The organism is Streptomyces sp. NBC_00846, assembly GCF_045207325.1.
In the GTDB taxonomy this organism is placed as follows: domain Bacteria; phylum Actinomycetota; class Actinomycetes; order Streptomycetales; family Streptomycetaceae; genus Streptomyces.
This window is the reverse complement of the sequence record NZ_CP108846.1, coordinates 5,124,580-5,146,813: the sequence shown is the minus strand read 5'-3', so window position 1 is coordinate 5,146,813 and position 22,234 is coordinate 5,124,580. Positions and strand designations below refer to the sequence as shown.

General features: G+C 70.9%; 22 protein-coding genes and 2 pseudogenes. 10 read left to right on the top strand and 14 right to left on the bottom strand.

Features of this window, described 5'->3' with window-relative positions; all coding sequences use genetic code 11:
• Positions 1-620: 620 nt before the first annotated feature.
• Together OG936_RS23880 and OG936_RS23875 are read right to left on the bottom strand one after the other, a co-directional pair.
• Positions 621-1,514, bottom strand: a complete 894-nt coding sequence (locus OG936_RS23880) for a MurR/RpiR family transcriptional regulator (RefSeq protein WP_406497309.1) — start codon at positions 1,512-1,514, stop codon at positions 621-623.
• Between the two features lie 275 nt (positions 1,515-1,789).
• Entirely contained in the window at positions 1,790-3,040 is a 1,251-nt protein-coding gene (locus OG936_RS23875; protein ID WP_406497308.1) for a pyridoxal phosphate-dependent aminotransferase, read from the bottom strand.
• A 454-nt stretch (positions 3,041-3,494) separates the two neighbouring features.
• On the opposite strand from OG936_RS23875, the gene OG936_RS23870 reads away from it, so the two are divergent.
• Complete coding sequence (locus tag OG936_RS23870; RefSeq protein WP_406497307.1) at positions 3,495-3,974, top strand: VOC family protein; 480 nt, start codon at positions 3,495-3,497, stop codon at positions 3,972-3,974.
• Between the two features lie 171 nt (positions 3,975-4,145).
• On the opposite strand, the gene OG936_RS23865 is transcribed toward OG936_RS23870, so the two are convergent.
• The 10 genes and pseudogenes from OG936_RS23865 to OG936_RS23820 all read right to left on the bottom strand — a co-directional run bounded on the left by OG936_RS23865 (position 4,146) and on the right by OG936_RS23820 (position 12,962).
• Positions 4,146-4,769, bottom strand: a complete 624-nt coding sequence (locus OG936_RS23865) for a nucleotidyltransferase domain-containing protein (protein ID WP_406500580.1) — start codon at positions 4,767-4,769, stop codon at positions 4,146-4,148.
• A 113-nt stretch (positions 4,770-4,882) separates the two neighbouring features.
• Positions 4,883-5,809 (bottom strand): NmrA family NAD(P)-binding protein, encoded by a 927-nt coding sequence (locus OG936_RS23860; RefSeq protein ID WP_406497305.1) that lies wholly within the window; start codon positions 5,807-5,809, stop codon positions 4,883-4,885.
• On the bottom strand, positions 5,806-6,165 hold the full coding sequence (locus OG936_RS23855; RefSeq protein ID WP_406497303.1) for a DUF952 domain-containing protein: 360 nt from the start codon (positions 6,163-6,165) through the stop codon (positions 5,806-5,808). Before OG936_RS23855 ends, OG936_RS23860 begins: the two co-directional genes overlap by 4 nt.
• A gap of 198 nt (positions 6,166-6,363) precedes the next feature.
• Positions 6,364-7,383, bottom strand: coding sequence for an NAD-dependent epimerase/dehydratase family protein (locus tag OG936_RS23850; RefSeq protein WP_406500579.1), 1,020 nt, complete (start codon positions 7,381-7,383; stop codon positions 6,364-6,366).
• A 176-nt stretch (positions 7,384-7,559) separates the two neighbouring features.
• A pseudogene (locus OG936_RS23845) lies at positions 7,560-7,858 on the bottom strand (LysR family transcriptional regulator); the annotation flags it as partial.
• 6 nt (positions 7,859-7,864) lie between these two features.
• Positions 7,865-8,224 carry a GntR family transcriptional regulator gene (locus OG936_RS23840; protein ID WP_406497301.1) on the bottom strand — a complete coding sequence of 120 codons (360 nt, stop codon included), beginning with the start codon at positions 8,222-8,224 and terminating at the stop codon, positions 7,865-7,867.
• 2 nt (positions 8,225-8,226) lie between these two features.
• Positions 8,227-9,210: a DUF1648 domain-containing protein gene (locus OG936_RS23835; RefSeq protein WP_406497300.1), complete on the bottom strand. Its 984-nt coding sequence runs from the start codon at positions 9,208-9,210 to the stop codon at positions 8,227-8,229.
• Positions 9,211-9,513: 303 nt separating this feature from the next.
• A complete protein-coding gene (locus OG936_RS23830) occupies positions 9,514-10,182 on the bottom strand; it encodes a DUF6304 family protein (protein WP_406497299.1) in 669 nt (222 codons plus the stop codon).
• Positions 10,183-10,369: 187 nt separating this feature from the next.
• The gene (locus tag OG936_RS23825) at positions 10,370-11,395 is read right to left on the bottom strand and encodes a family 2 encapsulin nanocompartment cargo protein polyprenyl transferase (protein WP_406500577.1); all 1,026 of its coding nucleotides are present in this window, start codon (positions 11,393-11,395) and stop codon (positions 10,370-10,372) included.
• A gap of 160 nt (positions 11,396-11,555) precedes the next feature.
• Entirely contained in the window at positions 11,556-12,962 is a 1,407-nt protein-coding gene (locus OG936_RS23820; protein WP_406497297.1) for a family 2B encapsulin nanocompartment shell protein, read from the bottom strand.
• Positions 12,963-13,151: 189 nt separating this feature from the next.
• Between OG936_RS23820 and OG936_RS23815 the strand changes: the two genes are divergently transcribed.
• From OG936_RS23815 to OG936_RS23800, 4 genes and pseudogenes are all read left to right on the top strand, one after another.
• Positions 13,152-13,601, top strand: coding sequence for an RrF2 family transcriptional regulator (locus OG936_RS23815; RefSeq protein WP_406497296.1), 450 nt, complete (start codon positions 13,152-13,154; stop codon positions 13,599-13,601).
• A gap of 108 nt (positions 13,602-13,709) precedes the next feature.
• A complete protein-coding gene (locus OG936_RS23810; protein WP_406497294.1) occupies positions 13,710-14,906 on the top strand; it encodes a globin domain-containing protein in 1,197 nt (398 codons plus the stop codon).
• Positions 14,907-15,009: 103 nt separating this feature from the next.
• A pseudogene (locus OG936_RS23805) lies at positions 15,010-15,390 on the top strand (N-acetylmuramoyl-L-alanine amidase); the annotation flags it as partial.
• 70 nt (positions 15,391-15,460) lie between these two features.
• Positions 15,461-16,360: a 1-aminocyclopropane-1-carboxylate deaminase/D-cysteine desulfhydrase gene (locus OG936_RS23800; RefSeq protein WP_406497293.1), complete on the top strand. Its 900-nt coding sequence runs from the start codon at positions 15,461-15,463 to the stop codon at positions 16,358-16,360.
• A gap of 53 nt (positions 16,361-16,413) precedes the next feature.
• Here OG936_RS23800 and OG936_RS23795 read toward each other — a convergent pair whose 3' ends face one another.
• Entirely contained in the window at positions 16,414-18,018 is a 1,605-nt protein-coding gene (locus tag OG936_RS23795) for a Na+/H+ antiporter (protein WP_406497292.1), read from the bottom strand.
• Between the two features lie 35 nt (positions 18,019-18,053).
• Here OG936_RS23795 and OG936_RS23790 point away from each other — a divergent pair, with 35 nt between their 5' ends.
• The 3 genes from OG936_RS23790 (at position 18,054) to OG936_RS23780 (ending at position 19,908) form a co-directional block, all read left to right on the top strand.
• Positions 18,054-18,314 (top strand): UBP-type zinc finger domain-containing protein, encoded by a 261-nt coding sequence (locus OG936_RS23790; protein ID WP_406497291.1) that lies wholly within the window; start codon positions 18,054-18,056, stop codon positions 18,312-18,314.
• A gap of 230 nt (positions 18,315-18,544) precedes the next feature.
• Positions 18,545-18,958: an anti-sigma regulatory factor gene (locus OG936_RS23785; RefSeq protein WP_148839137.1), complete on the top strand. Its 414-nt coding sequence runs from the start codon at positions 18,545-18,547 to the stop codon at positions 18,956-18,958.
• Positions 18,955-19,908 (top strand): RNA polymerase sigma factor SigF, encoded by a 954-nt coding sequence (locus tag OG936_RS23780; RefSeq protein ID WP_371665650.1) that lies wholly within the window; start codon positions 18,955-18,957, stop codon positions 19,906-19,908. The genes OG936_RS23785 and OG936_RS23780 overlap by 4 nt, the downstream gene beginning before the upstream one ends.
• Positions 19,909-20,019: 111 nt before the next feature.
• Here the strand turns inward: OG936_RS23780 and OG936_RS23775 are convergent, their stop codons facing one another.
• Positions 20,020-20,424 (bottom strand): hypothetical protein, encoded by a 405-nt coding sequence (locus tag OG936_RS23775; protein WP_406500576.1) that lies wholly within the window; start codon positions 20,422-20,424, stop codon positions 20,020-20,022.
• Positions 20,425-20,634: 210 nt separating this feature from the next.
• Between OG936_RS23775 and OG936_RS23770 the strand changes: the two genes are divergently transcribed.
• Entirely contained in the window at positions 20,635-21,603 is a 969-nt protein-coding gene (locus OG936_RS23770; protein WP_406497289.1) for a diacylglycerol/lipid kinase family protein, read from the top strand.
• A gap of 318 nt (positions 21,604-21,921) precedes the next feature.
• A complete protein-coding gene (locus tag OG936_RS23765; protein ID WP_003953983.1) occupies positions 21,922-22,179 on the top strand; it encodes a WhiB family transcriptional regulator in 258 nt (85 codons plus the stop codon).
• Positions 22,180-22,234: the final 55 nt, after the last annotated feature.

Below are 22,234 nucleotides of genomic sequence, written 5' to 3'. Positions count from 1 at the left end.
TGACCCGGCATGGCCACCCGGACGGCTCGTCCCGCTGCGTGGGGGGCGACCTCGGCGAGGCTGCGGGAAGCGCCACGGCAGACCGTTGCCCTGCCATGAGTACTCGGCCGGGATCGACCGGGCGGCTGCCGAATTCCTCTGCCGTGGCGAACTGGCGGCGGTCCGTGGGAGATGTGTTCTGGGCTCTGGACCGGGCCCTGGGTGGGCAGCGGCGTCCGACTCGGATCCAGAAACGGGTGGCCCGCCACCCGGTCGGGACCGGTCTTTGCGCGGCCGTTTCCTTCGCCCTCTTCTTGTTGCTGGTGTCGTCTGGGGAGGGACCCGACGATCTCCTGTTCGCGGTGTTCCTCGGGCTGGTCATGGGACTTGTCCTCGGCCTCACCGCAGCCTCGGAGCGGCTCCGGCAGCGCGGGCTCGAGCGTCTGGGAATGTGGGACGGATCCTGAGCAGGTTCGGGCACGGGCGCGGTGGCCTGTACGGAAGCCCGCGAGGGCAGGAGGCGGGGATGTCGCGAAACCGAGGGGCGAGTTCTTCGACGGGCGAATCGGCGTCCTGAGGACGTCAACGCCGAGGGCGGAGCGGATGATCGCCTCTCCGGTCTCGGCACCGATGCGTCACGGTCAGTCCTCGGGCGTCACATAGACGCCGAACTGCCCCAGCAGCTCTTCCTCTTGCAGCAGCGTGGATCGCGCCTCCAGGCCCCGCTCCTGTGCGACGCCGGTGGCCAGCGCCTGTGCGAGAGCGGTGAAGGCGGTCATGGAACGCAGCACGGACGGGCCGGCCGCATCGACGTAGAAGGTGTAGTGGGCCATGGTCGCCAGGGGTGACGCGGGATTGTCCGTCAAGGCCAGGCAGCGGGCGCCACGGCTTCGGGCCCATCGCAGCGCCGTGACGGTTTCGGCGCTGTAACGGTGGATGGAGACGGCCACGAAGCAGTCGTCGGGGCCGACCCGGCGCAGTTCGTCGGTGAGGTTCCCGGCCGCCGCGGTGACGGTATGGACCTCTTCGCGCAGCATCCCCAGGAGGTAGCCCAGGAGGTAGGCCGGGGCGTGGCACTTGCGCAGCCCCATCACATGGACGCTCGATGACTTGGCCAGCGTGGACACGGCCTCCTGCCACGTGGCAGAGGGGATACGGGCGAAGGTCCGCGCGATGTTGGCCTGGTCGAACGCGACCGCCCGTTCGAGCGGGTCGCCGCCCTCTGCGGTGAGCTGCTCCAGGTTGTTGTAGCGGTGCAGCAGTTGGGCCTGGTCACGCAGTTGCTGTCTGCACAGGCGGGACAGGCCGGGGTAACCGTCGAGGCCGAGACTGGAGGCGAACCGGACGACGGTTGCTTCGTTCACGCCTACGGAATTGGCGAGTTCGGAGACCGTCATGAAGGCCACCCCTTCGGGGTCGGCCATGACCTGGTCGGCCAGACGCCGCTGCGAGGGGGTGAGCGAGGTTGCCCGGCGGCGTAGCTCGGCGAGAAGCTCGTCGAATGTCTGTGGAGCGGAGGGAGACGTGGAGGCCATAAGAGAATTCTCTCCCCATGTGCGCCCCCGCGGGTGTGACGGTGGATCCGTTCCTCGTGTGCACCGCGCGGTGGTGGTGCGTCCGCCGACGCGGTCCGAGCCGCCGGGAGCCGATGCGCGGTGCCGGCCGGCGCGCACGGGACGGCCCCGGAACCGGACCGATCCCGGCTCCGGGGCGCGCAAGGTGACGTGGCCGGGCGACGAGCGCGTCCTGCGGGACGTGCACCCGTCTTGTCCATCGGGGAAATTCCTTCCGTTGACGTGGGCCGACCGGTTCAGTCCCGGCCGAGGCCGGTCAGGGCATCGCGCAGGTGGTTCAGGGAACCGGCGATCCATGGCAGCTCCATCGGGTCGTCGCTGCGCAGGGCGGTCCAGCGCTCGTCGGCCGACTCCCCGTACAGGAGGCTGGTGGCCACCCGGGCGCGCAGCCCGCGTGACTCGTCGCCGAAGGCTTCCCCGGCCAGGACTCCCACGCCGTACCGCTCCAGCAGGACGTTCGCCAGCTCGGCCCCCGTGGTGATGCCCCGGCGGGCGAGGTCGTCGCGAACCGGCTCGAAGTCGGGGTAGAGGTAGAAGCCGGCCCGGGGGAGGCGGCAGGTGGCACCGGCACGGGTGAACTCGCCGTGCACCGCGCGGGCCACCGTGGCATGCAGGCGGCGCGCGGCGACGATGTGGCCGGTGACCTCGTCGGGGTCGGCCAGGATGTGCGCCGCGGCGGCCTGCATGGGGGCGGCCAGGCTGGACCACACCTCGCTCGCGATGCCGATCAGGCCGCGCATGAGGCCGGCGCCCCACCGGTTGTCCGGGACGCGGGCGAATCCGATGCGCCAGCCGCCCAGAGCCATCGACTTGCTCAGTCCGCTGGTCACCACGGTGCGCTCGGGCAGGTACGCGGCGGCGCTGGGGGCGGGCTGTCCGTCGTGGCAGAGCTCGGCGTAGATCTCGTCGGACACGATCGCGAGGCCGTGGCGCTCGGCGATGGCGCACACCTCACGGACATACTCCGGGGGCGCGATCGTGCCTGTGGGGTTGTCGGGCACGGTCAGCAGCAGCACGCCGGGGTTCGCTCCGGCAGTCCGGGCCCGGGTGAGGGCCTGCTCCAGGAGGGCGGGGTCCGGGACGCCGCCGCACTCGGCCGGAATCGGCACGTCGATGACCCGCTTGCCCACGATGGCCGCCTGGGCGGCGTAGCTGACCCAGGCGGGACAGGGCAGCACGAGGTCGCCGGGGAGCGCGGCCAGCAGCGCGAACAGCAGGGCCTTGCTGCCCGGGGCGAACAGCACCTGATCCGGCTCGGTCGGGAGGCTGCGGCGGCCGAACCATCCGGCGGCGGCCTCCCGCGCTTCCGGCGAGCCGACGACGGCGCCGTAGCTGTTGCGTCCGGCGGCCCGGGCCAGAAGAGCGGCGATGCCGTCGGGGACGGGCAGCCCGGCTTCGCCGAAGCCCAGGTGGAGCACCCTCTCACCTGCCGTCTTGCGGGCCTGGATCGTCTCGTTGATCGCCAGGGTCGCTGAGTGCATGGTCACGGATTCCACTCTCCTTGGGTGAGTGATGGGGTGACTAACGAGCAATGCAACGATACATTGCATTGACCGAGCTTCATGCAAATTCATTTGCATGCCTGAGTGGCCCTTCCGCGTTCCCGTGACAGGTCGGGACGTGCCCCGGAGGTGGTCCGGGAGGCGGGACGCGCGACCGGCCGCGGAGGCGGCGGAGGCGGCGGACTGCGCGATTCCGTTGGGGTCGGCGTAAGGTCGACGCCCGGCGTGTGCCGCGCGTTCACCCGGCACCAGGCCGTACGGCCCGACAGCATCTCCGGCACCGCCATGCCCCTGCTGCTGCTCGGCGGGCCCTGATGCCCGTTCGGCAGGGCGCCGCCGATACCCCCCAAAACGTGATCGATGACTTTCCGGGGCGGGATCAGTCGGTATGGGTGGACATGCGCACACGACCGGCATGCGCTCACGACAGGAGACAGCGATGACCATCGAGGGCTTCACCACGTGTCTGTGGTTCGACGGCCAGGCCGAAGAGGCGGCGGAGTACTACCTCTCGGTTTTCAAGAACTCCCGGCTCGGAAGGATCGGCCGTTACACCGAAGCGGGGCCCGGGCCTGCCGGGTCGGCGATGGCGGTCGAGTTCGAGATCAACGGCCAGAAGTTCGTCGGGCTGAACGGCGGGCCGCAGTTCACGTTCAACGAATCCATCTCGTTCCAGATCCACTGCTCGGACCAGGAAGAGGTGGACTACTACTGGAACCGTCTCGTCGACGGGGGCGAAGAGGGGCCCTGCGGCTGGCTGAAGGACAGGTACGGCGTCTCGTGGCAGGTCGTCCCGGAGCTGCTGATCGATCTGATCGGCGACCCGGACGCCGAGAAGGCCGCCCGGACCACCGCGGCGATGATGACCATGAAGAAGCTGGACATCGCCGCGCTGCGCAAAGAGCACGACGAGGGCTGACACCGGAGAGATCCCCGGCAGAGATCGGCGAACGGCGAACAGCGAACGGTCCGTTCGGCGCGTGTCCGCGTCGCCTGCGGGCGAGCCCGTACCCGCCGCCGTGCGCCGCCCTCGCGCGGCGCGGGCCGGGGAAAGCCCCGGCGGAGCGAAGTCCGGTGCTGTGGCGGGTGGTCAGCCGGCGGGCTGGGCGCGCAGACGTGCCGCCCATGGATGACCGGCACCCTGGGAGAGAGTGATCGTCTCGGTCAGCCAGGCACGCTGGTCCGCGGTGAGGACCGGCAGCACCGCCTCGAAGTCCTGCTCGTCCTTGGGGCGCGGGGAGTTGGCCTTGTACAGGAGTTGCACCTCCGGGGAGAGGTACGGGACGCCGTCCGTCGAGACCTGCCCGAGCCGGTCGAGCGGGAGGCGGATGCGGGGGTCGCGGCGGAACAGCCAGTCGGCGCCCTCCGCATCGTCGAACATGAGCTGGATGCGCCACGGTTCGGCGGGGCCGGGGCGGCACCAGACGTCGTGGACGTACGGCGGCAGGACCTCGCCGGGGAGCCAGCGGCGCAGGGTGCCGGGCGGATCGGCGGCCCACCATTCCCAGTTCGCCAGTATCTGCTGGGCGGTGAGCTGGTCGCGGCGCAGCAGGAGTACGTCGATGTCGCCGTGGTCCCGGAAGGTGTGGCCCACGGCGAGTTCGACCGCGTACCCGCCCGCGATCCACCAGGGGGCGCGCAGCGGGGCGAAGAGGCGTGCGGCCTCGTCGAGCGTGGGTGGGTCCCAGGGGCCCCAGGGGGTCTCCGTACGCATCGGCTGCCGGCTCCCTTTCTCCACCTCGTCCCTCCTCTTCTTCCGGGGCCGCCCGACGGAGGTCAGTCCGTCCTGAGCATCAGTCCGTCCTGAGCATCAGTCCGTCTTGAGCCTCAGTGCGTCCTGAGCAGATGACGGCAGCTGTCCGGATGCTCCCTCAGATACGCGGCCAGGCTCGTCGCCGGATGCCCGGTGAGGTTCGGTACGGCGTCCGAGACCGTGGACATCTCGCCGGTGGCGATGGCCTCGTACGACGTCACCCAGCCGGCCACCTCCCAGTCCTCCGCGCCGTAGTGCGCCCGTGAGGCGTAGGCCTCCTCTCGGGTCTCCGGTACGTAGGTGACGGTCCGCCCGGTGGCTCTGCCGAGCTCCTCGGCCGCTTCGGCGAGGGTGAATGCCTCGGGGCCCGTGAGGTCGTACGTGACCCCGTCGTGGCGCATGCTGTCGGTCTCGGTGTCGGCCAGCAGTACGGCGGTCGCGGCGTCGGCGATGTCCTCGTGCGCCACCGCCGCCACCCGGCCGTCGCCGCCGGGACCGCGCAGCACCCCGTCGGCGCCGGTCATCGCCGGGATCCCGGCGAGGTACAGACTGTCGCACAGGAAGGTATAGCGGACCTCGGCGACCCGGATGTGCGCCTCGGTGTGCCAGTGGTCCCGGGCGAAGGTGAACGTGGCATCCGGCGCCGCTCCGAGGAAGGAGAGGTACACGATCCGCTCGACGCCCGCGGCGACCGCCGCGTCCACGGCCGTCGTGTGCTGGCGTACCCGGTCGGGGCTCTCGTGCGCCGAGACGAGGAACAGGGTGTGCGCCCCGGCGAGGGCGCGGCGCATGGCCTTCCCGTCGTCGTAGGGGGCGGGCGGTGCGGCGACGGCGCCGGGCAGCTCCGGCAGCCGGGCCGGGTCGCGGCCCAGGAGCCGCACGGGTACTCCGGCGCGCACGAGGCGCTGTGCCACCCGGCCGCCGACCGCACCGCCGGCGCCGGTGACGGCGACGATCGGGGCGGCCGGGTTCGTGGGGCCCGTGGGGGGTGCGGGATTCATGCGTGGTCGCCTTCCTCGCTCGGCCAGCGGCGCACCTCCACGACCGCGTCCACCGGGACGGGTCCGTAGATGTGCGGGAACTCCTCGCCGCCGGGCGCGACGGGCTCGTACCGTACGGGTACCGGGAGCCGGGCGGGATCGATGACGAGGAGCACCAGGTCCTGGTCGGGTGCCCCGGCCCGGCTCCCCGCGCCGTACAGCATCTCGGCAACGCCGTCGAGCTGGTGCGGCAGCGAGCAGTGGATGAAGCCCTCTTCGTGCAGGGTGCGGCCGCGGGTGGACATCTCGTACGTCCCGATCCCGCGGGCCGCCTCCCACAGGGGGCCTTCGGTGAGGTGCAGCAACAGTTCGGCCATGGGCCAACGCTAGCCGCGTCGACGCGTCCTACGGGCCATCAGCGTGGCCGCCGATCCGGCGGCGAGCAGAACCGCCGCGATACCGCCGAGCATCCATTCACCGCCGCGGGAACCCGTGTTCGGGATCCCATCGGCCTCGGCGGCGGCCCGCCGGACCAGGTAGTCACCGCCGACGAAGATGTTGCGCGTGGGCGCGCGTCAGGCCGTTTCCGCGAGCAGTCGGGCCTCCGCCCGTGGGTCCAGGCCGACCGGGGGCCGGTCGGGCCGGTGCGGCGCTTCGCCGCCCAGTTCAGCCAGCCAATTCCAGGTGTCCGCGACCGTCTCCTCCACCGGTCGGCAGCGCAGCCCGGCCGCGTACGCCTTGCTGACGTCACCCTGGTGCAGGGTGTCGTACAGCTCCCCCGGCGGCAGCCAGACCGGCAGATCGCTCCAGGGCTCCACACCTGCCGCGAGGATCACCTCGGCGGGGATCCAGCGGAGCGCGGCGTCGGAACCGGTGACGCGTACGCAGGCGTCGAGCAGCTGCCCCATCGTGGCATGCCCCGTACGGCTGACCAGGTTGTACGGCCCGTACAGTCCGTCACGCGCCGCGTCCAGGAGCCAGTTCGCCAGGTCACGGGCGTCGATGTACTGGAGTTTCAGATCCGGTGTGCCCGGGGCCGGTACGGTCCCGCCGCGGGCGATCCGCGAGAGCCACCAGGGCAGCCTGCCGATGTTCTCCCAGGGGCCCAGGATCAGTCCCGCGCGGGCGAGGAGCGCCCGGTCGCCGAAGGCGTCGAGCGCGGCCAGTTCGCCGCCGCGTTTGGCGAGGGGGTACGGGACGTCCCCGGCCTCGTCGGGCGAGGCACCGGCCACCAGCGGGCCGTCCTCGGGCAGGCCGGCCGGGGCCGGGTAGTCGTACACGGAACGGCTGGAGACGTACGTGTACCGCCCGGCCCGGCCGGCCAGCAGACGGGCCGCGTCCCGTACGGCCGTGGGGGCGCCGCTCCAGGTGTCGACGACCAGGTCCCAGGCGGACGCGCCCGTGCGGTGGCCGACGGCCACGGCTGCCGCTTCGGCCAGCGTGGCAAGGCCTTCGCGGGTGGTGCGGTCGCCGAGGAGTTCCGTCACACCCGGCGGGGGCGCGTGGTGGCCGCGGTGGAACACCGTGACCTCCCAGCCGCGCGCGAGCGCCGCCTCGGTGACAGCGCGACCGACGAATTCCGTACCACCCAGCATCAGAAGCCTCATGGGGTCGACTCTGCCCCAGCAGCGGCCGGGCAGGTGCCCGTCCTCGCTCTCGGCGTAAGCGGATGGCAGCCCTCACCCTCGGTGCGGGTGGGCGGCGGCCCTCGCTCCCGGTGCAAGTGGGCGGCGGCCCCGTCTCGTTCGCCGCGCAGCCGGGTGCCGGCCCCTCACGGCGTGCGGGCGAGCGGGCTGCGGTTGCGCAGCAGCCACTGGTGGTACCCGGCCGCCCACTGGGCCGCCTCCCGGTAGGCCGCCTCCAGTTCCCCGTACACCGTCGCCATGTCGGCGCCCGGCCGGGACACCAGCAGCAGCCGGACCGCGAGGGGTCGTCGCGCAGCGGCCGGATCGCCATGTCGTCGCGCGGCACCGGGGCCACCTCGTAGGACGGGGTGGCCCCTTGCGCCTCTGATTTCGAGCCTCTGACGGGCGGCTCGGCGCCCGCCGCGCCACATCCGGGACGGCCCCCGCCGGCCTACGAGCTGCTCAGTGCGGCACGGACGAGGGCCAGCAGTTCGTCCTCCGTCAGCCCCAGCTCGCGCGCATCCGCAACCACCTCGCGTACCCGCTCCTGCAGCCGGGCCCGGTGCGGGGACGCGCCGCCGGTGACGACCGCGCCGCGCCCCCGGCGCAGCTCGATCAGCCCCTCCTCGCGCAGCTGCTGGTAACCGCGCAGCACCGTATGGACGTTGACCCCGAGGGACTCGGCAAGCATGCGGGCGGCGGGCAGACGCTCGCCCGGCACCACCGCCCCCTCGGCGACGGCGCGGCGCACGGACGCCGCGATCTGATCACCGAGCGGCACGGTGGAGGTGGAATCGACCCGGAAGAGCATGGTCAGCGCTCCGCCTGTCGCCGGTCGATCAGGGTGTTGAGGAGCGCGGCCCCGGTCGCCGAGTCGTCGACGGTCACCGCGAACACCCGGCCGCCGGCCAGCGTCGCGACGATTCCCTCACCGGAACGGATCATGAGACCGCTCCGTCCCGGGCGGATCCGGTAGCCCCAGCCGCCGTACTCCGCAAGGGGGTTGATGTCACGGCTGGTCGCAGCCTCGATCCGGTCGAGCGGCACCCTGAGCCGCGGCCAGGGGAGCATCCCCGAGATGGTGATGCCGCGCCGGTCCACCACGACGTACGGCCGGGCGAACACGGCCAGCAGCACACCGAGGATCAGCGGAGGCAACGCGGCCACCCAGCCCGAGCCGAACAGCAGCACCACCCCGCCGGCCACGAGCACGAGGGCGATCAGCGGCCGCCACCAGCCCCCGGCGCTGCGCGCCCATCCGGCGACCTCCCCGTCGGCGAGCGGGATCCGTGCCCCGTCGCCGGCCTGCCCGGTCGCAGCCGGCTGCTCCGGTACGGGACCGAGCGCGGCCAGGACCAGACCCAGCCCCGCGGCGAGCACGGCGACGCCCAGGGCGACGGCGAGCTGCCACATCGGGAGCGACGCACCTTGCGTCTCCCCCTTCACGATGTCACCGGCATCCACATTGGCGAGCAGCACGGCGGCCATCACCCAGCCGAGGAATCCGGCGAAGGCATACCCACCGGCGATCAGCCAGCGGTAGGCCCGCCCGTAAAACTTTCCCCGCACCACCGTGAGGGCCCACAGCACACCGGTCACGGCGAACAGCAGGACGTCGGTCACGACGAACCACACCTGACCCATGTGCCCGTTCGCCCGGCCATTGGCCTGGAAGTGGCTGGCCAGTTGTTCGGGCAGCCGGTCCCGGAATACGGCGAACAGCACGAGATCGGCGACGAGCGCGAGCAGGAACGGCAGGGCGGCGAGGGCGGCTCTGCCCAGGTTCTTACGCATCATGAAAACCTCCATTGTTCGCATGCTAGTAGAACAATGAAGTTACGGCAAAAGGGTTGTCGGCATGCTGGTGCCGGGCAGTCGGCCGGCCGGGCAGTCGGCGGACCGATCAGTCGGGCAGTCGGGCAGTCGGCCGCCAACCGGCCAGGCGTCGGCGCGCATGCCGATCCGGGCCTGCGGGGCCTGTCGGGCTTGCTGGGCTGTCGGGCCTGCCGGAACTGCTGGGCCCTGTCGGCCGACTGAGGCCGCATGGCCGGACTGGGCCTGCGCAGCCGGCTGAACAACGCTCCGGCCGGACCGGGAAAGTCAGGCCAGTTCCAGCGGGAACGCGCCCCGATGCCCCGTACCGGCACCCCGGTCCGGGCGGGGTTCGTACTCGCGGCAGCTCCAGACCTCCTGGACGAATCCGGTCCGCCGGTCCCACAGGTCCAGGACATCGCCCTCACCCGCCGCCCCGCGGTAGGCGTCCTTGGCGCCGCGGAAGCACGCGAGACCGCCGGAAAGGCCGCGGCCGGGGGCCGGGAAGTAGTCGGAGAAGGCGCAGGCGATGCAGGTCTGGAGGCGCACCCCCGGCGGGAGGACGCGCTGGATCGTGGCGAGCGCGGACGCGAAGTCGCTCTCGGCGCGGTGGGATCCGTACGCGGCCCCGCCGAACTGCAGCTCCAGGTAGAGATACGGATCGGGGCGGCGCAGCGACAACAGGCAGCTGAGCGTGGCCTGGTGGACTGCTCCGTCCCAGAGGACCGGGAGCGGCAGGTCCCACTCCAGGACGCAGTCGCCCAACGCGCCGTCCACCAGGGCGAACAATTCGTCGGCCGGCGGCGTGCCGGTTACCGGGGCGAGACCGTCGAAGCTTTCGCCCTCGAAGTCGACGCCCCTGATCCGGAGGCGGAGTTGCTGTCCGTCGGTGGTGAGGATGACGGCGTCGGAACCCTGTCGGTCCCGGTACCACCCTGCCCATGACTCATCTGTCATGGGCACGGACTGTAGTCCGTGCCCATGACAGTCGCGCTGCCGCCCTCCTTTTCGCCTCACGAGCCCTGTGACCTCGGCGCCTTGTCCTGTTCTCCTTTCACCGCCCCCTTCGCCGTCATCGGCTCTCCGCTCCCTTCCGAGTGACCCCCTCCGATGCAACCGCGTGTGCCGCTTCCTCCCTTCGCGCTCAGTGCGTCCGGCGGGTGACGAACTCCGCCAGGGTCAGGAGGTCGCCCGCCGGGTCCAGGCCGGGGACCGCCCTGGACAGGTGGTGGACGGCGCGTGCCATCCGGTCCGCCGCGCAGACCTGTGCCCAGTCCCGGCCGCCGGCCCGGTCGACGGCGTCGGCGGCGCGGCTCACCTCACCGGGGGAGTTCATGGCTCCCCGGTAGAGCGCGGCAAGTTCGGCCGCTGCCGGGGTGCCGGAGGTCAGCGCGGCGACCACGGGCAGGGACTTCTTGCGGGCGACGAGATCCGCCCCCACCGGCTTCCCGGTCTGTGCGGGATCCCCCCAGATGCCGATCAGATCGTCGATGAGCTGGAAGGCGAGGCCTGCCTCCCGGCCGAATCCGTCCATCGAGCCGACCGCCCGCTCCCCCGCACCGGCGTACAGCGCTCCCAGCGCGCAGGCGCAGCCGAGCAGGGCGCCCGTCTTGGCGGTGGCCATGGCCAGACACTCGTCGAGCGAGACCTCGTCCGGATCGCGGTCCTCGAAGGCGCAGTCCGCCTGCTGGCCCGCGCAGAGCTCGATGACACAGGTCGAGAGCCGCGCCGAAGCGCGGGCCGCGGCCGGGCCGGCGTCCTCGGCCAGCAGTCGCTGGGCGAGGGCCAGCATGGCGTCACCGGCGATGACCGCGTCCGGGATGCCGAAGACCGTCCAGGCCGTGGGCCGGTGCCGACGGGTCCGGTCATCGTCGATGACGTCGTCGTGCAGCAGGGTGAAATTGTGGACCAGCTCCACGGCGACGGCTGCCCGTACCGCCTGTCGCGGGTCGCCGCCCAGCGCGCGGGCGGCGGCGAGGACGAGGGCGGGCCTGATCGCCTTGCCCGCCTGTCCCGACGACGGGGTGCCGTCGGCCTGCTGCCAGCCGAAGTGGTACATCGCGACGCAGCGGATCGATCCGGGCAAGGAGTCGACGGCGGCGCGCAGTTCGGGATCGACGAGGGTCCGGGTCTGTTCCAGAAGGGCCGGGGCCTCGTTGCCCCGGCTCACGAGGGCGGCCGGCTCGTCGTCGCCCGGGGCCCGGGGTGTCGGTGAATGGAGTGCGTGGTGGGTCTTCACTGGGGCGTCCTCCCGATGCCGCCCCGGGCACGGCTGCCCGGTGACGGAGGTTGACGGGGGCCCGGACTCTGCCGTCCGGGCCCCCGAGCGGCTACCGCCAGCGGCTGACCTCGACGTTTTCCAGTACGCCGAGGGCGTCCGGAACGAGGATGGCCGCAGAGTAGTAGGCCGTCACCAGGTAGGAGATGATCGCCTGCTCGTTGATGCCCATGAAGCGGACCGACAGGCTGGGCTCGATCTCGTCGGGGATGCCGGTCTGCTGGAGCCCGATGACGCCTTGCTCCGCCTCACCCGTCCTCATGCAGATGATCGACGTGGTCCGGGCGTCGGTGACCGGGATCTTGTTGGACGGGAAGATCGGCACGCCCCGCCAGGCCGGCACGTGGTGTCCCCCGACGTCCACACTCTCCGGCACCAGACCGCGCTTGTTGCATTCGCGGCCGAACGCGGCGATGGCCCGCGGGTGGGCGAGGAAGAGCTTGGAGCCGCGGCGGCGGGAGAGCAGTTCGTCCATGTCGTCGGGGCTGGGCACCCCGTCGTGCGGCTGGAGGCGCTGCCCGTAGTCGCAGTTGTTGAGCAGGCCGAACTCCCGGTTGTTGATCAGCTCGTGCTCCTGGCGCTCACGCAGCGCCTCGACCGTGAGCCGCAACTGCTGCTCGGTCTGGTTCATCGGCTGGTTGTAGAGGTCGGCGACCCTGCTGTGGACCTTCAGCACGGTCTGGGCGACGCTCAGTTCGTACTCGCGCGGCGCCGCCTCGTAGTCGACGTACGTGTGCGGGACGACGGCTTCGCCGACATGGCCGGCGGAGAGGTCGATCTCCGCCTCGCCGTACTTGTTGGTGCGCTGCTCCGGGATGCTGAGCAGCGCGGCGAGGTGGGCGCGGAGCGATTCCGCGCGCTCGGCGAGGTTCAGCACATCGGCCCGGCGCAGCGTCAGCACCGTGCAGGCGGTGACGGCACGGGCCGTGTACTCCCAGACGGCGTCGCCGTCGATCAGGGCCTGGTCGCCGAAGTAGGCCCCGTCGCCGTGGTGGCCAAGGACTGTCTCGTCACCGTACTTTCCGGTGCCGATCTTCGCGACCTTGCCATGTGCCAACAGGAAGACGCGGTCCGCCGCATCCCCGGAGCTGGCCAGTACCTGGCCGGCGGCGATGTCACGCTGCTCGCACCGGCGGGCCAGCTCACCGAGCACCTCCTCGTCGCCGAACTCCCGCAGGGCGGGAAGCTCTCCGAGCTCGGCAGGGATGACCGCGACCCGGCCACCCGTCTGCACGAAGGTCACCCGGCCGTCCCCCACCGAGTAGCTCAGCCTGCGGTTCACCCGGTACGTGCCGCCCTGCACCTGCACCCATGGCAGCATCTTCAGCAGCCACCGTGAGGTGATTTCCTGCATCTGCGGAGCGGATTTGGTGGTCGTCGCGAGGTTCCGCGCCGCCGCCGTGCCCAGACTCTGCTGCGGCGGCACCGGCGCGTTCTGAACCTCTTCACCAACGGACATCTGACGTCCTCTCGATCATCGGCTGACCTGCGTGAAGAAGCCTTTCAGCACGGAGAGTCGGCACGCCATTACACAAAAGAGTGTGACTATTCGGGCTTTGGGCTGGGCACGACGCTCAGCAATGCCCACCCGGCGCCCGCGCGCGCTGTTAATTTGCATCTTTGATGCAACTTATCTAGCGTGACCGTCATGCGGCTGACGAGATTCACCGACGTGGCGCTGCGCGTACTGATGCGCCTCGCCGTCGTGGAGAACGAGGACCCGCCGACCACCCGGGAGGTGGCGGCGACCATGCAGGTGCCGTACACCCACGCCGCGAAGGTCGTCGCCAAGCTCCAGCACCTCGGCCTCGTCGAGGCACGCCGGGGCCGCGGCGGCGGGCTCAGCCTCACCGGAGCGGGCCAGTCCGCCTCGATCGGCGAACTCGTCCGCGAGCTGGAGGGGCCGGGTGACGTCGTCGATTGCGAGGGCGCCACCCCCTGCCCCCTGCGCTCGGCCTGCCGACTGCGCGGCGCCCTGCACCGGGCGGAGGAGGCCTTCTACGCCTCGCTCGATCCGATCACCGTCACCGAACTCGTCGCTTCCCCCACCGGACCGCTGCTGATCGGCATCAGCAGGGGCCGCCCGGGCGCCGACTGAGCCGGGGCCGAACCACCGCACCCCCTGCCCGCACCACGGGCACCACCACCCCGTTTCCCGCTGCCCAAAAATACGAATCTCATATACCAATTCAAGAAGGAGTCACCGATGCTCTCCGAGTCGTCGACCGCCACCGTCCGTGCCACCCTCCCCGCCGTGGGAGCGGCCATCGGAGACATCGCCGATCTCTTCTACCGCAAGCTCTTCGACGCCCACCCCGAGCTGCTGCGCGATCTCTTCAACCGCGGCAACCAGGCGTCCGGCGCCCAGCGTCAGGCCCTGGCGGGCTCCATCGCCGCGTTCGCGACCCAGCTGGTCGAGCACCCGGACACCCGGCCCGACGTGATGCTCGGCCGGATCGCCCACAAGCACGCCTCGCTCGGCGTCACCGCCGCGCAGTACGACATTGTGCACACCCACCTGTTCGCCGCCATCGCCGAGGTGCTCGGCGACGCGGTCACCCCGGACGTCGCCGCCGCCTGGGACGAGGTCTACTGGCTGATGGCGGGCTCCCTGATCTCGATCGAGGAGCGGCTGTACGCACAGCAGGGCGTCGTCGCCGGCGAGGTGTGGCGCGAATGGGAGGTGACCGCCCGGATCGAGGAGACGGCCGATGTCGCCACCTTCCAGCTCCGCCCGGCCGACAACGCCCCCGCCCCCGACTTCCGCCCCGGCCAGTACGTCTCCGTGCAGGTGGAACTCCCCGACGGGGCCCGCCAGATACGCCAGTACAGCCTCTCCAGCGCCCCCGGATCGCCGCTGCGCTCGATCACCGTCAAGCGGGTGCACGGCGACGGCTCGCCCGACGGCGAGGTCTCCCGTCACCTGCACACCGAAGTCGGGGCCGGTGACCGGCTGCGGGTCTCCGCCCCGTACGGCGATCTCGTGCTCCACTCCTCGGAGGCCCCGCTCCTGCTCGCCTCGGCAGGCATCGGCTGCACCCCGATGCTCTCGATGCTGGAACACCTCGCGGCGACCGGACACCGCGCCCCGGTCACCGTGGTGCACGGCGACCGCTCCCCCGCCGACCACGCGATGCGCACCGACCACGCCCAGCTCACCGGCAAACTCCCCGACGCCACCGCCCACTTCTGGTACGAGGACCCGGAGCCCGGCCACCCGGCCGACCGCACCGGACGGGTCGACCTGAGCGGTCTCCCCATCGCCCCCGGCACCCACGCCTACCTCTGCGGCCCGCTGCCCTTCATGCGCGCCGTACGCACCCAGCTGCTGGCCCAGGGCGTCCCCGCGGCCGACATCCACTACGAGGTGTTCGGCCCCGACCTGTGGCTCGCCCAGGACTGAGCCCCCTCATTGCTCGCGGAGTTGACCGGATCGACTCGCACGCCGTTCGAACAACTCCTTCGGGAATGGCCCGGACACCGGCATTCCGGCACAAGCGGATGAAGGCCCGCTCTGCCACGGGTTGATCGCCAAGGACGGCACGGTGTATCTGGTCGGCTACGGCAGGGTCAATCACGCCGGGCTCGGCGACGACGACGTGCTGCGCGCCGTCGTCGCCGAGAAGCGCCTCCCGTCCGACAACGAGGCCAATACCGACGGAAACAGGCACTCCTACGGATTCGAGTGCGAAAATCTCGGCGACGGTGAGGACTCCTGGACCGCCGCCCGGCCCGAAGCCGTCGAGAAGGCCGCCGCCGCGATCTGCCGCCACCACGGCTGGACCTCGCGCTCGGTGATCGGCCACAAGGAGTGGCAACCCGGCAAGGTCGATCCCCGCGGCTTCTCGATGGACTCCAAGAGGAACGGGACCCGCGACCGCCCGAAGCGACCCGCGCACCCCCGTCCACACCCGCCCCTCCCCGCACGGCACGCCACCGCACGGCGACAATTGCGGCATGCCCCCTTCCGAAGCGCTCGACCCCTCCCGCCTGCGGCCGGCACTCCCCTCGCCGCTGCAACCGGCCGAGGACGACCGCTTCGCGCGCCACGGCGTACGGCTGCTGCTCAAGCGCGACGATCTGATCCACCCCGATCTTCCGGGCAACAAGTGGCGCAAACTCTCCCCCAACCTGCGGGCCACCGCCGGGCGCACCGTGCTGACCTTCGGCGGCGCGTACTCCAGCCATCTGCGGGCCACCGCAGCCGCCGGCCGCCTGCTCGGGTTCCCCACCGTCGGGGTCGTGCGCGGTGACGAACTGGCCGACCGCCCGCTCAACCCCTCTCTCGCCCGATGCGCCGCCGACGGGATGACCCTGCGTTTCGTGGACCGCGCGACGTACCGCGCGAAGGCCGATCCAGAGGTCCTGGCGGGGCTGCTGAGCGCCTTCGGGGAGTGCTGCGTCATCCCGGAGGGTGGCAGCAACGCCCTGGCCGCACAGGGCTGTACGGAGCTGGGCCACGAGCTGCGCGGCCGCGCCGACGTGGTGGCGGTCGCCTGCGGCACCGGGGGCACGCTCGCCGGGCTCGCCGCCGGTCTCGCACCCGGGCAGCGCGCCCTCGGCATCCCGGTGCTGCGCGGCGGCTTCCTCGGCGACACGGTACGGGAACTGCAGCACGAGGCGTTCGGCGGACCGGCCGGGTCGTGGTCCCTGGACGAGCGCTTCCACTTCGGCGGCTACGCCCGTACGACCCCGCAGCTGCACGCCTTCGCGGACGACTTCGAGCAGCGGCACGGGCTGCCCGTCGAGCGGCTCTATGTCGCCAAGCTGCTCTACGCGCTCACCGCACTGGCCGAGGAGGGCGCGTTCCCTACGGGAACCACGGTCGCGGCCGTCATCACGGGACGGCCGCAGTAGCCCCCTCAAAGGAAAATGCGCCCCTTATGAGCACAGGCGCCGAAGGCACATCCCTACGGCGCGTCCGACTCCTCCCGGTAGGCCGCCGCCTCCTCCAGGTCGAGCCGTCTGAGCAGGGTGCGCAGCATCTCGTCGTCGATCTGCCGCTCGTCCCGCAGCCGTACGAAGACCTCGCGCTCGGCGTCGATCATTTCCCTGGCCAGGCGCCGGTACGTGTCGTCCGCAGACTCCCCGGTCACCGGGTTGGCCGCGCCCAGCCGTTCCCACACGGCGTTGCGGCGGCGCTCCAGAACGGTGCGGAGCCGGTCGGTGAGCGGTCCCGGCAGAGAGTTGCGCCGGTCGGTGAGCAGCTCCTCCAGGCGATTCTCGGCGGCCGTGGACGCCTCGCTCTGCGCCTGCGCCTCGGCCAGCGTCTCCGCCGTCGCGTCGCGCCCCGGCAGCTTCAGGACGCGCACCAGCAGCGGCAGGCTGAGCCCCTGGACGACGAGGGTGCCGATGACGGTGGTGAAGGTCAGGAACAGCACCAGGTTGCGGGCCGGGAAGGCGTGCCCGTCGGAGGTGACGAACGGGATGGAGAAGGCGATGGCGAGCGACACGACCCCGCGCATCCCGGCCCAGCCGACGATCAGCGGCGCCTTCCAGTTCGTCTCCGGCTCGCGCTTCCTGATCCGCCCGGACAGCCACCGGGGCAGGTACGTCGCCGGATAGACCCAGAGGAAGCGGACCACGACGACGGCGAGGAACACGACCACCGCGTACCAGAGGGCGTCCGCCACCGCGTGCGAACCGAGCCCCTTCAGCACGAAGGGCAGCTGGAGTCCGATCAGTGCGAAGACCGCGGACTCCAGGATGAACGCGACCATCTTCCAGACGGCCGCCTCCTGGAGCCGGGTCGCGAAGTCGACCTGCCAGGAGCGGTGGCCCAGATAGAGCGCGACGACGACCACGGCGAGCACGCCGGAGGCGTGCACGCGTTCGGCCGCCGCGTACGCCACGAAGGGGATGAGCAGCGACAGCGTGTTCTGCAGCAAGGCTTCCTTGAGGTGCGTGCGGAGCCAGTGCAGCGGCACCATCAGCGCCAGGCCGACCACGACGCCGCCGACCGCCGCGAGGAGGAATTCGCCGATCCCGGCCGCCCAGCTCATGCCCTCTCCGACGGCGGCTGCGAGCGCCACCCTGTAGGCCGTGATCGCGGTGGCGTCGTTCACCAGGGACTCGCCCTGCAGGATCGTCGTGACGCGGCCGGGGAGCCCGACCCGGCGGGCGATCGCGGCAGCCGTGACCGCGTCCGGCGGGGCGACGACCGCGCCGAGCACCAGCGCCGCGGTGAGCGGCAGGTCGGGCACGAGGCGGTACGCCAGCCACCCGACCGCGACGGTCGCGAACAGGACGTAACCGACGGAGAGCAGCGCGACCGGCCGGAGATTGGCCCGCAGATCGAGGTACGAGCTGTCGACGGCCGCCGTGTAGAGCAACGGCGGCAGCAGCAACGGCAGCACGACGTGCGGGTTCAGGGTGTACGTCGGCACCCCGGGCAGATACGAGGCGATCAGCCCCACCGCGACCAGCAGCAGGGGGGCGGGTACGGGGGTGCGGCGGGCGGCCCCCGCCACAGCCGCACTGACAGCGACCAGTGCCACCAGCGGCAATGCGTCCATTTCACGGTCCTCGCATCCGTCGTAACCTGACAATCATGAGTGAATGCCCGCACGTGTCCGAGCTGCCACGACCCGAACCGGCCCCGCTCAGCGAGACCTGCCTCGGCTGCCTCGCGGCGGGCAGCCACCCGGTGCAGCTGCGGCTCTGTCTGGCCTGCGGCCATGTCGGCTGCTGCGACTCGTCGCCGCTGCGGCACGCCACGGCGCACTTCAAGGAGACCGGCCATCCGGTGATGCGGAGCTTCGAACCCGGCGAGAGCTGGCGCTGGTGCTTCGAGGACGGTTCGATCGTCTGAGGTCTGGGTACGTCAAACCGGCGCCGGTTGTTCGTAATTGACCAGCACAGACCCCTACCCACCCTGTGTACTCATAGGCTTACCATGAGTGACAGTCATGGGTTGGGGCCTGGCGACACGGCATCATGGATCGCGATAGCGTCGCCGGGCCAGAACCGAAGACGTACCGCATGGCTCCGGGGCACCCTTCCCGGATCCTCGAAAGAGTTTGTGCCACCTTGGAGGTGAGGGTGTCCCAGATCGCAGGCGAGCCCGGGAATCAGGACTTCGTAGAGGTCCGGCTGCCCGCTGCGGGTGCCTACCTGTCGGTGCTGCGTACGGCTACGGCCGGTCTCGCAGCGCGCTTGGACTTCACTCTCGACGAGATCGAGGATCTTCGCATCGCGGTCGACGAGGCCTGCGCGATCCTGCTGCAGCAGGCCGTGCCGGGCTCCGTCCTCAGCTGCGTCTTCCGGCTCGTCGAGGATTCTCTCGAGGTGACGGTGTCGGCGCCGACGACGGACGGCCGGGCGCCGGAGCGCGACACCTTCGCCTGGACGGTGCTCTCGGCACTGGCCGGAAAGGTCGACTCCTCGGTGGCCGATGACCGTACGGTCAGCATCAGCCTGTACAAACAGCGCGGCGCGGGACCCGGGCCGGCGTGAGCAGCGGGAACGGGGACGGTCCTGTGCGGGACGAGACGATGCGACCAGGGGCGGTGCGCGCAGCAGGCATCCCGGAGCAGCAGGCCCTGCCCCATCCGGAGGACGGGGCGGACGGGCCTGCGGGCCGTACGATCGCGGTGGAGCAGTCGCAGGCGGAGCGGGCAGGCCAGATGAGCGAGCACGGGCACCACGATCCACACGACCGCAGCCGGGCGCGGGCGCTGTTCATCGAACTGCGCGAGCTTCCCGACGGGTCGGCCGAGAAGGCGGAGCTGCGCAATCAGCTGGTGCGGATGCATCTGCCGCTCGTGGAGCATCTGGCCCGCCGGTTCCGCAACCGCGGCGAACCGCTGGACGATCTGACCCAGGTCGCCACGATCGGCCTGATCAAGTCGGTCGACCGGTTCGACCCGGACCGTGGCGTCGAGTTCTCGACGTACGCGACGCCCACGGTCGTCGGCGAGATCAAGCGCCACTTCCGCGACAAGGGCTGGGCGGTGCGGGTGCCGCGCCGGCTCCAGGAGCTGCGGCTCTCGCTCACCACGGCGACCGCCGAGCTCTCCCAGCAGCACGGCCGCTCGCCGACGGTGCACGAGCTGGCGGAGCGGCTGGGCATTTCCGAGGAAGAGGTCCTGGAGGGCCTGGAATCGGCCAATGCGTACAGCACGCTCTCGCTGGACGTGCCGGACACGGACGACGAGTCCCCGGCGGTCGCGGACACGCTGGGCTCCGAGGACGAGGCGCTGGAGGGCGTCGAGTACCGGGAGTCCCTCAAGCCGTTGCTGGAGGATCTGCCGCCGCGCGAGAAGCGGATCCTGCTGCTGCGTTTCTTCGGCAACATGACCCAGTCGCAGATCGCTCAGGAGGTCGGCATCTCGCAGATGCACGTCTCGCGACTGCTGGCCCGTACGCTGGCGCAGCTGCGCGAGCGGCTGCTCGTCGAGGAGTAGCGCGAAGGGCCGATACGAGCGCGCGGAAGAACGGGAGCGTCAGCCCCCGTGCGGCCCGCGCGCACCCGGGCGGTCGGCGGCGCCCGAGGGCCACCTCACCCGGCCCCCGGCTCAGGCGTCCGGTGCGGTGCCGCCGGACGTGGCCTCCGAGGAGGTGCCCGGGCGGCGGATGCCGAGTGCGTCGATCGTCGTCGGCCTGACCAGCTGGTAGAGCGCCGTCAGGACCACCGCGGCGAGGACGATCCCGGCCGGGATCAGTACGCCGTGAGACCTCAGCAGCGTCCAGGCCACCGGGAGCGCGATGATCTGTGTGATGAGCGCGGGGCCGCGGCTCCAGCTGCGCCGCCGCAGCAGGCCACGCGCGGCGATCAGCGGGATCAGGCCGAGCGCGATCAGTGTGAGGCCGCCCATCTCCGCCTGCTGCGGGCTGTCGGGGCGGCCGAGCAGTCCCATGACCAGCATGTAGATTCCGCCGAGGACGAGTGCCGCCCCTTCCAGGGCAGTGAGTCCGGCCACGAGCGTGATCCTGCTCGGCTTCGCCGGTTCGACCGACGGCAGAGGCGACGACGAGGAGGGCGTGTTCTGCTGAGTACTCACCCTTGCAGGTTGGCATCCCGGCGCCGCGAAAGCGAAGCCGGGGTGGGAACGCACCCGGGCCGTCACCGAGCGTAAAGGTCGTCGAGCAGGACTTCAGTGCGATACCGCGCGGTAGGTAGTCTGGCCGTCATGCGCGCACTCCTTGTGGTCAATCCAGCTGCTACCACCACCAGTGCGCGGACGCGCGACGTGCTCATTCACGCGCTGGCCAGCGAGATGAAGCTGGAGGCCGTGACCACGGAGTACCGGGGCCATGCCCGGGACCTGGGGCGGCAGGCCGCGGACTCCGGAGAGATCGACCTGGTGGTCGCCCTGGGCGGCGACGGCACGGTCAACGAGGTGGTCAACGGTCTGCTCCACAACGGCCCCGACCTGGACAGACTGCCGAGCCTCGCGGTGGTTCCCGGCGGCTCCACCAATGTTTTCGCGCGCGCCCTGGGTCTGCCGAACGACGCCGTGGAGGCGACCGGCGCGATCCTGGACGCGCTCGCCAACCGAACCGAACGCACGGTCGGTCTCGGACTGGCGGCCGGCACCCCGGGCACGGAGGACGAGTCGGTCCCCGAGCGCTGGTTCACTTTCTGCGCCGGGCTCGGATTCGACGCGGGCGTGGTCGGCCGGGTCGAACAACAGCGCGAACGCGGCAAGCGCTCGACGCATGCTTTGTACGTGCGCCAGGTGGTCCGGCAATTCCTGGAGGAGCCACACCGGCGGCACGGGCTGATGACACTGGAGACACCCGGACAGGAACCGGTCACCGGCCTCGCGCTGTCGATAATCTCCAACACGGCCCCCTGGACCTACCTGGGGAATCGCCCCATGTTCGCGTCCCCGAAGGCCGGCTTCGACACCGGTCTGGACGTGCTCGGACTGAAGCGGCTGTCCACTTCGGCGGTCGCCCGCTACGGCACCCAGCTGCTCACCTCGAGCCCCGACAAGGGGCCTCGCGGCAAGCACGCTGTTTCACTTCATGACCTCACGAACTTCACCTTGCATTCAAAGGCGCCACTGCCCTTCCAGATGGACGGCGACCACCTGGGAGTGCGTACCAGCGTGACGTTCACAGGCGTACGCCGTGCACTGCGTGTGATTGTGTGAGTGGAAGGGGCCAAAGTCCTTTAACTCGAACGTTTGGGCTGCTCTCCACCCCATAGAAGTACGGCTGTGACCTAGTCGACACCGAGGAATCAAAAAAAACTTTCCAGAAGGGGTTGTATCCGCCGCCGAGGTTTGCGAATCTCTACATGGCGATCGGGACGGCCCGCAACAACGGCCTCCACTGAGAGCCAGAACCCCTCCTCACTTCACAGGACCACAACCAGTTCATCTGGGCGTCGGCCCTTCACCTGCGGGGGGATTCGTGAAAGCGTTCACATTCACAAGCAACTGATGTAATACCAAGGAGAGGTAGCAGCCATGGACTGGCGTCACAACGCCGTTTGTCGTGAGGAAGACCCCGAGCTGTTCTTCCCCATCGGCAACACCGGTCCTGCGCTGCTGCAGATCGAGGAAGCCAAGGCCGTCTGCCGTCGCTGCCCCGTCATGGAGCAGTGCCTGCAGTGGGCGCTCGAGTCCGGCCAGGACTCCGGCGTCTGGGGTGGCCTCAGTGAGGACGAGCGCCGCGCAATGAAGCGCCGTGCCGCTCGCAACCGGGCGCGTAACGCCAGCGCCTGATCCGACGCCACCGCTACGAGCCTCAGCCAGGCGGCGCGTACAGAGCGTACGCACA